Raw genomic sequence first — 13,901 nt, 5'->3', positions numbered from 1 at the left:
CCGTTAGAAGCAGCAAGATAGTGACTAATAGCGTTCTTGCAGGACTTGGGCTAAATCTGTCGCAAAGCGCTGGGCGTCTTTGGCATTCAGATTCGCAAAACTGACACGCAAGCCTTGAGCAGGACTGCTCACACCAAAGACTTGCCCGGATCGCACCAGCCAGCCACGTGCAGCCAATCCTGCCAATACCGGCTCGGCTTCCCGATCCAGCGGAATCCACAGATTGAAGCCTTCCTCGCTATCCCAAAAAGGAATGCTCTGCTTTTTCAAGGCGTGCATCAAGTCGGCGCGAGCCTGCACATAGGCAGCTTGCGCAACACGAGTCTGCGCCTTGATCTCGGCATCCGTCAGCCCATGAACCACCATTTGCTGTAAAAGATGGCTGACCCATTGCGCCCCCGAAGCCAAACGTTGCGACAAGCGTTCGCTGGTTTGCAGATCCGACGCCACCAGAGCTACGCGCAAATCCGGCCCCAGACCCTTGGACACTGAACGAATCAAGGCCCAGCGCAAATGATCGGCAGGAATCACGTTTCGGTAAGGGCTGCTGGCCAGCATCCAGAAGTGGTCGTCAATCATCAACAGCAATTCGGGATACTGCTTCAGAATTTGCTCAATCTGCTTGGCACGAGCACGGCTCAGTGAGCATCCCGTGGGGTTGTGCGCACGTGGTGTCAAGATCAAAGCGCGCAGGCCATCCTCCAAAGCGGCTTGCAGCGAGGCCGGCACAATCCCCTCGCTATCAACCTCAATACCCACTGGCTTGTAGCCCAGCGTATGCACCGAGTTGATGCTGTTCAGATAGCCAGGATCTTCAATCCCGACTTTATCGCCCGCCAGCAAAAAGGCTTGCAGCAAACGCTCGATTGCATCGACCGCACCGTAGCTGACGTGATAATCGGTGTCTGGCGGTGTGTCTTTATGAAACACCTGCTGGCACACGGCACGCAACTCAGGCACCAGAGGGTCCGCACCGTATAGAGCCTGGGTTTGACCGCGTACCCCAGCCGTCAATTGGGTGGGCGCAGGCAAATAGCCCAGCGCCGGATTGCCGCTGGCCAAATCCTGCAAGGCCGAGCTGGCGCCATGCCCTTCGCGTGCCAGCTCCCGGATCGCCTCACGGATCCGTGTGCCACGACGTCCTTGTGCATCGGCCACCCCGGCCGAGACCAGGCGCTTGTATGCCAGGGCTACCGTATTCCGGTTCAATCCCAGTGTTTGAGCCAGCTCGCGTACCGGCGGCAAAATCTGGCCCGGAGCAATTCGCCCCAGTGCCACTTGCTGTCGGATATCATCGAAAAGTTCCTTCGCGTTGCTTCCCTGGATATTCATTTTGACCTATGACATAATAGTTTATGCGCGACCCGCAGGGTCGAGTTTATCTTTTTTTTCTTCCTTACTGGTGCGCCATGTCCGAATCCGCCCCTGATCTACTTCACACCGAGCATTATCCCACCTCCACCAGTGTAGAGGCATTTCGGGAACGCATTGCCCTGGTACAACAAAGAATTGATGCTGCCTGCGTACGCTATGGGCGTGCTGCTGGCGATGTCCGTTTACTTACTGTCAGCAAAACCTTCGGGATTGACCGCATCCGCCTGGCCTACCAGGCTGGTTGTCGCTTATTGGGCGAGAACAAGGTGCAGGAAGCCGAAGGCAAGTACGAAGCGCTACGCGAAGAACTGCCAGATTTGGAATGGGCTGTTATTGGACACCTGCAAAGCAATAAAGCCAAGTCCGTTGCGCGCTTTGCCTCTGAATTTCATGCGTTGGACAAGCTCAAGACCGCTGAAGCGCTGGACCGCCGTCTACAAATTGAAGGCCGCAGCCTGGACGTCTTCGTGCAAGTAAACACCTCCAGCGAAGACAGCAAGTTCGGTTTGCCACCCGAAGAAGTACACGCTTTCGTGCGCGAATTGCCACAATTTTCTGCCTTGAAAGTCAAAGGTCTGATGACCTTGGCTTTGATGGACGCCGATCCGGAGCGGGTACGGCCCTGCTTTGCCCTGCTGCGCAATTTGCGTGATCAACTGCGCAACGACATTGCCCACGCTGAAAACATTCGTGAACTATCCATGGGTATGTCGGGTGACTATGAAGTCGCCATTTCCGAAGGCTCCACCATTGTGCGCGTTGGACAAGCCATTTTTGGTGCACGCGCCACGCCCAACAACTTTTACTGGCCCGTCTCCGATACGGCTACAACATCATGAATCCATTACGCCTGATCCTGCGCCAAAACGGTAAAGAAGTCGGACATTTTGAATCCAGCCCCTGCTGCCCGCCCGAACAACTGATTGCCGTGGCCCGCCACCTGATGACGCTGCCTGACAGCGAGCTGGAACTGCAACAAGCCAAAGGCGAGCACCGTATTTTGGATAGCGGCCCGCACGGCTTGCGCGTTCTGAGCGCACAGGTTCTATACGAAACCGCTGATTTGCAAGCCTGGTTGCAGCAAGGCAGCAAGGTTTCTGCCTGATCCTGATCAGTGGTCGGCCACAAACCCGTCGCTGCGGTTCGTCAAAGCGGCGTTCTCAAGACGCCGCAACCATAAAAAACCATACCCGGCCAAGAGCCGGGTATGGTTTTTGTGTTTCAGCCTGCAGGAACAAACAGCAACTTAGCGGTTCACCTGCTTGGCAGGCAAGGCGTATGCCAACAAGCAGCTCACCATCAAACTACCGGCAAACAGCCACAAAGCGGCGCTGCCCGAACCGGTCAGGTCGGTAACCCAACCAATCAAGGAGTTACTGACCAGACCGGCAATATTGGCCAAGGAACATGCCAGCGCAAAACCCGTTGCTGCTGCAGTACCTTTCAAGAAGGTAGCCGGCAAGCTGAAAAACACAGGCACAGCACCCATAATCACAGCCGAGGCCACCGTAAAGGCCAGAACAGTCAACCAGGCGTGATGAGCCACAAAAGTACTGGCAACCAAGGCAATCGCACCGATGGTCAGCGGCACGATCAAGTGCCAGCGACGTTCACGGCAACGGTCCGAGCTGGCACCAATCATCAACATGCCTGCTACACCGGCCAGCGAGGGAATCGCCGTCATCAAACCAATCTGGAAGGGGTCTTGCACACCGGCAGCACGAATAAAGGACGGCATCCAGAAACTGATGGAGTACGTGCCTAGCAGAATGGAGAAGTCAATCCCGCCCAGCATCCACACTTTCAGGTTGAAGAAACCATCTTTAAAGCTGTGCTTGACGCCCTTGCCTTCGGCATCGTCGGCAGCCAGATCAGCAGCCAGCCGAGACTTCTCTTCCTTGCTAAGCCACTGCGCAGACTGATAGTTGTTCGGCAAGGCCCAGAAAGTCAGAATACCAAGCAGCACGCTGGGAATCGCTTCCAAAAGAAACAACCACTGCCAACCACGCCAGCCGTTCATGTGATCAAAGTGACCGATAATCCAACCGGACAAAGGACCACCAATCACGCTGGACAGGGGCAAACCGATCATGAACAAGGCAATGATCTTGCCGCGTCGGTAGGTAGGGAACCACAGGGTCAGGTAGTACAGCACACCTGGCAAGAAACCCGCTTCTGCCGCACCCAGCACAAAACGCAGAATGTAGAACTGCGTAGGTGTGGTGACAAACATGGTCAGGCCAGACAAGATGCCCCAAGTAATCATGATGCGGGCAATCCACAGCTTGGCACCGACACGTTCCAAAATCAAATTGCTGGGCACCTCGAACAGGATGTAACCCAGAAAGAACAGCCCGGCCCCCAGGCCGTACGCTGTCTCACTCCATTGCAAATGATCGAGCATTTGCAGCTTGGCAAAACCGACGTTGATGCGGTCCAGATACGCTGCCAAATAACAAAAGCACAGGAATGGGATCAGACGCCAGACGATCTTTTTGTAGAGATCCCCGTTTCCGTCCCGGCCTGCAGGCACCGCCGTGGGACTTTGGATGGATGAATGCACCTTGTATATCTCCAGATAATTATTGGTATGCCTGGTGAACCAGAAAACTGCCTAAAAACAGCGCCTGACAGAACACAGCAGGACCCTGAACACGTCCGCACTCCCCCCATTGGGCTGCAGACTGTTTACGGATGAGAAATGATGTATCAACAGTGACTCCCGACTGCACATGCCCAGCTCTATCCCTATAGAGAGGCCATGCACAGCGGGACCCGATCAGATTGATGCGCTGCACCCGGATCGCTCCCGGGTTCAGCGCAGCGCACGGCTTAGCTGGACTTCAGGTCCTGGCCGTACAGGTCGTAGCCGTAAACCCAGGCCGGATCTTCTTGCGTGCGCAAGAAGGTATTGGCGTTGGACACGGACTGAACACGCGTCGCGCGCTCTTTGCGGTTGAGCTCGTACAGATCGAAGGCTGTGCGGAAATCCGACAAACCGGTCTCTTGCAAGCAGCGAGTCAACATGGCGGCATCTTCAATCGCCATGCAAGCACCTTGGGCCATATGTGGCTTCATGGGATGACATGCATCACCCAACATGACCAGACGACCACGGCTCCACAAAGGCAGCGGATTGCGGTTGCGCAATGGCCACTTGGTAATGCTTTCGGTCGATTTGATCAGGTTCTGAACCGTGGAATGATAGCCTTCAAATGCGGCCAGCATCTCTTCTTGCGAGCTGTCTACGTACGCCCCCTGAAAATCCCAGGCCGGATGTGGCACGCCAGTCACAAAATAGTACTCATCGCGCTTGCCAGTGGTGTAGTACACCATCATGTGACGGTCATCGGTCCACCATTTCACACAGTCCTCGAACTCATCGGCAAAACGGGCCAGATTCTCACCACGGATCAGGGCACGGTGGGCCACCCAGCCGCTGTAAATCGGATCTTCGACACCCAGCAGGGTTTCGCGGATCTTGGAGTGAATACCATCAGCCCCAATCACAATGTCAGCTGTCACGCTGGTGCCATCGGCAAACTCCAGCAGCACGTCGTCACCCCGATCCACCAGGTTTTGCAAACGCTTGCCAAAGTGCACGGTGCCGGGCTTGATGCTGTCAATTTGCAAAGCATGCATATCACCACGATGCACGGTGATGTACGACGCACCGTATTCTTTCTTGGCAAACTCGCCCAACGGAATACGGGACAGGTAGTCGCCCGTTTCACCATCACGGCTGAACCAGAAGTCCGGGTGCGAACCCATATCGTCCAGCGCTTTTTCCAAACCCATACGGCGGAAAATCTTCATCACGTTGGGGCCCACGTGGATACCGGCACCCAAACGCGAGAATTCTGGCGCCTGTTCAAATACTTCTACCTCAAAGCCAGCTTGCTGCAACAGAGTCGCCGCAGCGGCTCCGCCAAGACCGGCCCCTACAATCGCAATCTTGACTGTTTTTTCCATCGTTAGCTCCAAATCACGGCACAAATTAAAAGTGCTCACTACATGTTTTTTAGTAGTGTACACACTAAGTTTAAGCATGAAAACAGGTGATTGAGCTAGGGTTTATACCTACCATCAGCTATCGCAAAACTGCTTATAACCTTAGTTTTAAAACCAATTACCAGATTAAAATCAACAGCTTAAAACAAAAATTTAAAACAAAGGCAAGCCTTGACCATCGAAGCATACAATTTATTTAATTTATGAATTTAACAGTGTGTAGACTTGTTTATTGCGGTGCACACCCTGAAATAGAAAATACTTTATATGCATAGCAACTGATCTGAATCAGGCGTGAACGGCTCCTTGGACAGGTATACTTTGCCCAGTTGTTACGCAACTGGCCTGCCCACTCCACAACAAGACAGAAAGACTATGCAGCCTACCTCCCCCGTTTCTGAGCCTCAAACCTTGTCCTACGATGTCACCGAACAAATCGGCCACCTGCTGCGCAAGGCTGGCCAACGGCACACGGCCATCTTTCAGCATTACGTGGGCGACACCCAGCTAACCGCTATTCAGTTCGTGACTTTATGCGCCCTGCGCGATCACGGCCCCAGCTCGCAAACCGAGCTGGTCGAAGCCACGGCGGTAGACCAGGCCACCATACGGGGCATTATTCAGCGCCTGAAGTCGCGCAATCTGATCGAACTGGCACCGGACAAAGATGACAGACGCAAGGTGATTGTGGAGCTGACCCAACAAGGGCAGGAACTGCTCGATCGCGTCATCCCGCGCGCCCATACCATCAGCGAACTGACCATGGGCAATCTGAACCCTGCAGAACGCGTGGCCATCGTCTATCTGCTGCGCAAAATGATCGATAGCACGCTGGATATGAGCGACAAGGAATAAGGCCAAACATCACTTGAAGAGACTATGTTTTATTCGGCCTTTAAGATATATTTAAAATACATCTTTTAACTGATCTGCCATGACTCCTTTAACAGCCTCCCCCGTCTCTACTCGCCCACAATGGCGCGCATTCCTGGAACTGGGGTTTCGACCCCTCTATCTTTTAGCCACGCTTTGGGGCGCGGCCAGCATTGCGCTCTGGCTCTATGCGCCCGGCTGGCTGGCCAATGCAGCCATCCCCTCCCTGTACTGGCATGCTCATGAAATGCTCTGGGCCTTTATCGGCACCATTGCCGTGGGATTTTTGTTGACAGCCAGTGCCACCTGGACAGGACAGCCCACCCTGCGCGGCTCCTCTTTGGGGGCCTTGTGTTTGATCTGGATTCTGGCACGTTTGAGCCTGTTGCTTCCCAACGGCTTGATCGCCGCCTTGCTGCTGGATGCCTTGTTCTTTGCTGTTGCCGCCGCTGAACTGGCCCGTGTGATTCTGATCGCTCGCAACAAACGCAATTACGGCATCCCCCTTGCCATGCTGGCCTTGGGCCTGAGCCATGCCCTGTTCATGTACAGCCTGCTGCAAGGGCAAGATCCCATGCCCTACTTCTACAGCGGTTTCTGGACCATGGGTTTGATCACCTTGCTGATTGCTCGCCGCATCATTCCCTTCTTTGCCATGCGTGCCTTGCCGGGTTTGAGCCTACCTGCTCAAACTCGTAGCGGTCATTGGCAAATGGGGTTGAGCGCCATCGCCATTGCTTTGTCACTGAGCCCCTGGCGCTTGGCTTTGGCTATGGTTCTGGCTGCGTTGGGCTTGATTGCCTGCTTTCAGTGGGTACGCTGGAAACCGTGGGCCAGCCGTCACACCCCCCTGTTGTGGATTTTGTACCTGGGCTATGCCGGTCTGGCTATCGGCTTGTTAAGTGCTGCTGCCTATGAAGCAGGCTGGATTCTACGCGCTGCCTGGCCGGTACATATTGTGGGCTTGGCCGGTTTCAGCATCATGATTATCGGCATGCTGACCCGTACCGCTCTAGGTCATTTGGGTCGCCCCTTGCGTGCCACGCCCAAAGTCGTGCTGGGTTACGGTTTTCTGATTGCTGCCTGCGTCTTGCGTTTGTTGGCCCTGATCCCCAGCAGTTGGAGCCTGCCTTTGCTGCATGTCTCTGGTCTGTGCTGGATTTTGGCCATGCTCAATTACCTGCATCAGTTTGCTCCCATGTTGATTCGCCCCAGACTGAACTGAGCGCAGCATCGGCGCCACACTTTAAAAAACAAAGCCCCTGGCGCCATGTATCTTTATTTTCTGCCTGACAGTGCCTGCTTATACTAAGCAGGCACGTTGTTTGCATCCTCTGCAAGCAACGCGGGACGGATCGTTCTGATCCTTGTTTATTCCGCGCACTCATCCCATGTCTCTTGCCTGTCTGGCTGGCCCCTTCTTGAAACGCATTCTGCTTGGCGGACTGTGTGCTTTGCTCTGGCCGCTTTCTACCCAAGCCACGGATGCCTGTCATGGCAGTCGGGACCTGGTCGTTGTTGGCCATATGGATGACGACCTGCTATTCATGAACCCAGACCTGTCCAGCAGTATCCAGGCCGGTGCCTGCATGCAGGTTCTGTACCTGACCGCCAGTGAACGCAAAGGTGGGCTGGAGTATATGTACCGCCGCGAACAAGGTGTACGCGCCGCCTATGCCTTTATGGCCGGGCTGGTCAACGAATGGCAGCAAACCCGCTTGATGGTCGGCAGTGCCTCGATCACGCAATTTACCTTGCGGTCCAGACCGGGTATTCAGCTAAGCCATTTACGTCTGCAAGATCCCTGGCTGGGCCCAGGCTGGGGGAGTCTGACCCCGTTGAGCCGCGCAGAATCGGTACCTGGCCAAACCGTACAAACACTGGATAGCCCGCAACAGACACTGAACCGCGAGCAGTTGGTCCAAACACTGGCCGCCTTGATACGGCTGTATCAGCCCACCAGTGTTCGCTATCTGGATGACACCAACCCCGTGCCTTACACCCAGCTGTGCTGGCGTTGTACCGGACACGGACACCCGGACCATATCGCCAGCGCCCGTCTGGTTCGGGAGGCCATGCTGGCGGCCCCCGGCAATTACGCACAAATTGGCTATGTGGACTATCCCATTCAAGAACAGGCTCGCAATCTGACCTTGAATGAAATCCACAGTAAAACCGAGATTTTCCGACGCTACGCCAGGCACGACCAACACGCCTGCAAAGGCCCCGCTGTGTGTCAGGAACCCGCCGGCCCCGCCGCCGAATGGGTACAGCGCAGTTACTACACTAGCCGTGCCGACTATCCGGCCAGCCTGTTAAGTGACAAGGAAGGCAAGCTCAGCTTTTTCGCCTCGGGCGAACAAAACGACGCCGTCAACCAATGGGATGTGCAAGAACAACGCTGGATGACCTTGGGCGGACGCACAGCCGAAGCCTTAAGCGCCTTTCACTACGCAGACGGGAGCCCTGGTCTGTTTGCGCGTGATGCTACCGGACAGGTCTGGTTCAGCCGCTCCCCCGATGAGAACGATTGGCTGGCCTGGCAAAAAATACCCGGCCCTCGCATGTTGCATACCCCTATCGTCAGCCGCCGGGACAGTCAGGCGGTCGCCATGGGAACCGACGGCCTTTTTTATTGGAGCGCCGCGCGCCAGCCCGACTACGGTTGGGGGGCCTGGACAGCACTGCCTGCGCTGGAACATGCCGCCTACCCCGCCACTCTCAGCCTGGATAGACAAGGGCGCCCCCATATATTTGCCAGCAATTTGCAGGGCCAGTTATTCCAGACCTATCAGCAAAGCGACTTGACATGGCAGGACTGGCAAGCGATTCCTGCTCCTGCCAGTAGTGGCGGCTTGGCTTCTATCCTGAATGCACAAGGGCATATTGAGTTGTATCTGCGCGACCGTCAAAGCCAGCAGTTGCTGCGCCTGACACAAAGCGGCAAGCAAGGCTGGACGGCCCCCCAAAACCTGGGCTTGAACTATGTGGGAACACCCGCACTGAGCCTGGACGAGAAAGAACAAGTCATTGTCGCGGTTCAGAAAAACCCCGGCGGCGCGATTGTGCTGCTTGATCAAGGGCAGGAACGGGAAGTGGACAAACAGTCTGCCTCTCAGCCTGCGCTATACAGACTGAACGGCACCTTGTATCTGGCCAGCCGCCCGGTCGGTCCCGAGCAGCGCTATCGACTGCTGGAGCGCCGGCACGGCCAATGGGTGCAAGTTGCCCTGACCCAGCCCCCACCACCGGGGGGAGGACAGTCCTTTCGTGAAGCCCCCGCCTTTATCAAGCAGCCTTATGTGCAGCCTTGAGCTCCACGCTGCGTTTTAAAACGTAACAAAGTACGCTAAGACGGCCCTTGCTCCCAAGGGGGGGCCGGGCCAACAAGCGAATCCAGTTATTGATTCACGCCTCAGCAGTCAACCCGAAACTCCGGTCCAGTTCGTAACATATGATTACGACAGTGTGCGCTCATTGTCCTAGCTCCAGTACAATCGCCCGCTAACCATCGCCGGCTTATCGGTGCCTTACTCTTTTAGCTACTCTTCAGAGATCATGAAGCCAACTACCTTATTTGCAGCCCTGTTGGGCGTGGCCATCGGCGCCAGTGGCGCTATTTACTACGCCAAAAACGTACCCGTACCGACAAGCGGCCCGGTCAGTACCCCCAGCACCGTCGATGCTGCCCAAACCCTGGTATTGGGCCAATCTGTCTCTGGCGAACTAACCAGCAAAAGCTTTTTGAACCTGAGCGATGGCGTGCGCAGTAGCCTGTTTGATGTGAAAGCCGAAGCGGGCCAACTTATCAAGATCAGCGTCACCGGTCCCTTACGCCCACAAATCACTGTGCTGCGAAACGGCGAGCTGGTGACACGTACCCAGCGCTGTGAGGACTGCCCAGAGAGCGAAACCAAGGGTCAAGCCACCACACTGGGCTTCAAGGCTGATTTCAACGACACCTACCAGGTGGTGATCAGCGGCTTTAACACCAGCTCCTTCGGCCCTTTCCAAATTATGGCCGACACCTTGAAAGCCTACACAGGCGAGCCTTTGACCCCAGACCAGACTATTCATGACTGGGCATTGGGAGGTCAAAAACGCTACCGCTTGAATATTGACAAAGACGGCTTGTACAGCTTGGCCATGAAGGCCGAGCAAAACAGCCTGGATGCCTATCTGAAACTGATGGACCGTCGTGGCATGGAACTGGCTTCGGACGATGACAACGGTGGCGGCACCGATGCACGCCTGCAGGTTTACCTGAAAGCCGGTGAATACATTGTGCAGGCCAGCTCGGCCATGGGTTCGCAAAACTTCCAGGGTGGCTTCTCGCTGCAGATCAAGCCAGAGGAAATGACTGGCGAGGTCGAGCTGAAAAATGGCGATAGCCTGGTGCTGGACGGCGAAGGCAGAAGCGGCTTGTTTACCGGTGAGACCCAAACCTACAGCTTCACATTGCCCGAACCCAAACTGGTGACGGTGCTCATGGACGCCCAAGGCTTCCAAGCCACCATGGAAGTGGATTCCACCAGCGCCAACCAATACGGCGATGAAGCCGGCCAACAACGCGTCCGTGGCGTACTGGCTGCAGGCGAACACCAGGTGAAGATTTCTGGCGCCAATCAAGCCGGTTTGTTTGCCCTGTCCGCCGTGGCTGATGACGTCCCTGCCAATGCTGGCGGCGGCACCATCCGTGTAGGCGAACCCCGCCAGGCACTGATGCTGCAAGGCATCACCAGCGACAGCTACCAGTTGACCGTGCGCCAGCCTGGCAGCTACATCATTGATATGACTTCGCCTATCTTTGACACCTACCTGGTACTGCGCAAAGACGGCCAAACCGTTGCCGAAGACGATGATAGCGGCGGCGATATGAATGCCCGTCTGGAAGTCCAGCTGGAAGCGGGCGACTACGAAGTCAAAGCCATGTCCTTGGGCAGCTACGAGCAGGATATGGAATATGAGTTGTCAGTAAAACGTCGTTAAGACGATTCAGACAAACTGATATCAAGGCTGAACGCCCCCGGGCTTTCAGCCTTTTTTCTTGTCCTGTAGCCGACGTGAACTTGATTTGGAACAAGCATCCGGGCGCTACAGGGTATACACCTAAACACGTCAACCAAGCCCGAAAAGCCGCAGCACCACTGGCTTCAGCGCCCCCGCCCCGCTCCTTTCCAACTGACGTTTGATCTGCTTACGATTTGCTTTTTGGATTTCCTTGATAATATAAATGCAAATCATTATCATTAATTTCATTATTGATGCGCTACCTTTTATCAGGAGCAAAGCATGCAGACCGTTACCCAACAGCCCCAACACGCTCTTACCCAACGCGACGAGCTCGCCTCTTGGCGTAGTTTGATTACGCAGGGAAACCAGGCCTTTCAATCTCGCAATTACACCGATGCCATCGCGCACTACCAACAGGCCCGCGCCTATGTAAAACCGCTGCTGTTTGGCGCTTGTGAAGGGGCCGACGCCACCATTGCCGCCTGGGTCATTGCCCATTTGAATCTGGCCGATGCTTGCGAACAGCTAGATCAAAGTGACGAACAAGGCCTGCTCTTGTGTACCGCGCACGAAACCTTGTGCTGGGCGGCGGCCAACACGCACCTGGCCGATGATTGGCGCATGGCCGCCTGGCAACACAGCCGACGCACCTATGCCGAGCTGGCGCGCTATGCGCGTCGCTACCCCCATCATGTCCCCACCTGCTCTGCCCTTTTCTTAGGAGCCGTCAGCCCGCAGGAACGCTCTTTTTCTCATTAAGTTTCAATCTGTCCCCCAGGCACCGCTGGCCGGGGGTTTATCGAGGAGTGCGTTTTGTCTTACACCTTACCTGCCCTGCCTTATGCCTACCATGCTCTGGAACCCCATATCGACACCCAGACCATGGAAATTCACTACAGCAAGCATCATCAGACCTATATCAACAATCTGAATGCGGCATTGGAAGCAGCCAACTTACCGTACCCGCCTATTGATGAGCTGATTGCTGGGCTGGACACCCTGCCCGAATCCGTACGCAATGTGGTGCGCAACAACGGCGGCGGCCATGCCAACCACAGTTTGTTCTGGACGGTGATGACACCGGATGCCGATACCACTATTCCCAAGGACCTGGCCCAGGCCATAGACCGGGATCTCGGTGGATTCGAACAATTCAAGGATGCCTTTACCAAAGCAGCAATCTCACGCTTTGGCAGTGGCTGGGCCTGGCTCAGTGTCACCCCGGAAAAGAAACTGGTGGTAGAGAGCACCGGCAATCAGGACAGCCCACTGATGCACGGCAACACGCCCATTTTGGGTCTGGACGTGTGGGAACATGCCTACTACCTGAAATACCAGAATCGCCGGCCTGAATACATTGCCGCCTTCTTCAATGTGATCAACTGGCCCGAAGTACTGAGACGGTATTTAGAAGCCGTTAAATAAGACGGTTCTGCCGCCGGTCGTTTTACCACCTGCCCTAAGCTATCTCCCCGCCCGGAGATGGGCGGTATCAAGCAGTTTGGCTTGCCGCCTTTTTCAAGCAACCCTCCATTTCTGGAGGGTTTTTGCTTTGGGGGTGCATCCATACTCGGAACCACTTCCAAGCCTGGGTTTGGCCCAATTGCGCTCTCAATCACCAAAGGCTATGTTGATTGTTAGCACCCTTACCATACTTATCCTCAGGCCCTGCCATGTTCAGTCTCGGCGATCGTATTCAATCCCTGCGTTCCCTGTTTCACTTCGATGCGGTGCAGCTTCTGGGTTGTGCACCGCAAAGCCGTGCCCATCTGGAGTTGCATTGCGAAGGCTATAACCTGAACTGCGCGTCGGCCTTGGGAACCGGCTTTCCACAAATCTACGCACCGGGCTTTACAGCACAGGCCTCTCCGCACGATTTGCTGCCGCCTTCTATTTCCGAGTGCTCGGACACCATGGATCCACCCTTTCGCAGTACTGCCATCTATACCGATGCCCTGCTGCGTGGCGGGTTTCAGGATGGGATGACGGTAGAACTACAGCGCGGGGACTCGTATTTGGGAATGATTCACTTCTCTTCCCAACAAGCAGGATGCTTCAATCGCCATGTCCGCACACTGGCGCTGGGCGCGAAAATCTTGCTGGAAGAGGCCATGCAGAACATGGTCTCGCAAAACGGCATCGTCTTGCATCTGGTGCCACAGGCAGGCGGGCTGATCATGCGTGAGGACATGCTCTCTGACGCTCCCCAGTTCAGCCCCGCACTGGCTAAAGCCTTGTCCTTCATGGGCCGGAAAACCTCGACCTTGCAAGCGTTCTGGCTGGAAGGCAAACGAAGCTATCGACTGCAAGCGCAGCGCTTTCCCAAGGGCGATGTTCTGGTGCGACTGCTGCCCGCCCCCTTGCCCGCTGCGCTCAGTGCCAAGGAAATGCAGGTGCTGGGCTGGTTGGTAACGGGCTACACCGACCGGGAAATTGCCGCCAGCCTATTTTTAAGCGAACGCACCGTGCATTCACATGTCACGTCTTTACTTCGCAAACTGGGCATTACCAGGCGAACAGAAGCCGCTGTCACAGCGGCTCTGAATCATTGGTATGTGCCGGATACGCAGGGTGCGATCCTGGCGGCAGTGCCCGGACTGTGCCATTAAGAGACACGATCCGGGACGCCG

General features: G+C 55.5%; 12 protein-coding genes. 9 read left to right on the top strand and 3 right to left on the bottom strand.

What is annotated here, in order from left to right:
- Positions 1-24: 24 nt before the first annotated feature.
- Positions 25-1,332, bottom strand: coding sequence for an aminotransferase class I/II-fold pyridoxal phosphate-dependent enzyme (locus OKX01_RS08180; RefSeq protein ID WP_094196523.1), 1,308 nt, complete (start codon positions 1,330-1,332; stop codon positions 25-27).
- A 77-nt stretch (positions 1,333-1,409) separates the two neighbouring features.
- Here OKX01_RS08180 and OKX01_RS08175 point away from each other — a divergent pair, with 77 nt between their 5' ends.
- A complete protein-coding gene (locus OKX01_RS08175; RefSeq protein ID WP_094198331.1) occupies positions 1,410-2,213 on the top strand; it encodes a YggS family pyridoxal phosphate-dependent enzyme in 804 nt (267 codons plus the stop codon).
- Complete coding sequence (locus tag OKX01_RS08170) at positions 2,210-2,479, top strand: hypothetical protein (protein ID WP_094196522.1); 270 nt, start codon at positions 2,210-2,212, stop codon at positions 2,477-2,479. The genes OKX01_RS08175 and OKX01_RS08170 overlap by 4 nt, the downstream gene beginning before the upstream one ends.
- A gap of 141 nt (positions 2,480-2,620) precedes the next feature.
- On the opposite strand, the gene OKX01_RS08165 is transcribed toward OKX01_RS08170, so the two are convergent.
- Both OKX01_RS08165 and OKX01_RS08160 read right to left on the bottom strand, forming a co-directional pair.
- Positions 2,621-3,937: an MFS transporter gene (locus OKX01_RS08165; protein ID WP_094196521.1), complete on the bottom strand. Its 1,317-nt coding sequence runs from the start codon at positions 3,935-3,937 to the stop codon at positions 2,621-2,623.
- 269 nt (positions 3,938-4,206) lie between these two features.
- Complete coding sequence (locus OKX01_RS08160) at positions 4,207-5,346, bottom strand: FAD-dependent monooxygenase (RefSeq protein WP_009454531.1); 1,140 nt, start codon at positions 5,344-5,346, stop codon at positions 4,207-4,209.
- A gap of 414 nt (positions 5,347-5,760) precedes the next feature.
- On the opposite strand from OKX01_RS08160, the gene OKX01_RS08155 reads away from it, so the two are divergent.
- From OKX01_RS08155 to OKX01_RS08125, 7 genes are all read left to right on the top strand, one after another.
- Complete coding sequence (locus OKX01_RS08155; protein WP_094196520.1) at positions 5,761-6,240, top strand: MarR family winged helix-turn-helix transcriptional regulator; 480 nt, start codon at positions 5,761-5,763, stop codon at positions 6,238-6,240.
- 79 nt (positions 6,241-6,319) lie between these two features.
- Positions 6,320-7,483, top strand: a complete 1,164-nt coding sequence (locus OKX01_RS08150) for an NnrS family protein (RefSeq protein WP_094196519.1) — start codon at positions 6,320-6,322, stop codon at positions 7,481-7,483.
- A gap of 166 nt (positions 7,484-7,649) precedes the next feature.
- Positions 7,650-9,572 (top strand): PIG-L family deacetylase, encoded by a 1,923-nt coding sequence (locus OKX01_RS08145; RefSeq protein ID WP_264672764.1) that lies wholly within the window; start codon positions 7,650-7,652, stop codon positions 9,570-9,572.
- A 244-nt stretch (positions 9,573-9,816) separates the two neighbouring features.
- On the top strand, positions 9,817-11,247 hold the full coding sequence (locus OKX01_RS08140) for a hypothetical protein (protein ID WP_264672763.1): 1,431 nt from the start codon (positions 9,817-9,819) through the stop codon (positions 11,245-11,247).
- A gap of 303 nt (positions 11,248-11,550) precedes the next feature.
- A complete protein-coding gene (locus OKX01_RS08135; protein ID WP_094196515.1) occupies positions 11,551-12,030 on the top strand; it encodes a hypothetical protein in 480 nt (159 codons plus the stop codon).
- A 54-nt stretch (positions 12,031-12,084) separates the two neighbouring features.
- The gene (locus OKX01_RS08130) at positions 12,085-12,696 is read left to right on the top strand and encodes a superoxide dismutase (RefSeq protein ID WP_108728702.1); all 612 of its coding nucleotides are present in this window, start codon (positions 12,085-12,087) and stop codon (positions 12,694-12,696) included.
- 248 nt (positions 12,697-12,944) lie between these two features.
- Positions 12,945-13,880 carry a helix-turn-helix transcriptional regulator gene (locus tag OKX01_RS08125; RefSeq protein WP_264672762.1) on the top strand — a complete coding sequence of 312 codons (936 nt, stop codon included), beginning with the start codon at positions 12,945-12,947 and terminating at the stop codon, positions 13,878-13,880.
- Positions 13,881-13,901: the final 21 nt, after the last annotated feature.

It is taken from the genome of Alcaligenes sp. SMD-FA, from assembly GCF_025960365.1.
Lineage (GTDB): Bacteria > Pseudomonadota > Gammaproteobacteria > Burkholderiales > Burkholderiaceae_B > Alcaligenes > Alcaligenes aquatilis.
Note: the sequence above shows the minus strand (reverse complement) of the source record. Positions and strands in the feature narration are given on the sequence as shown.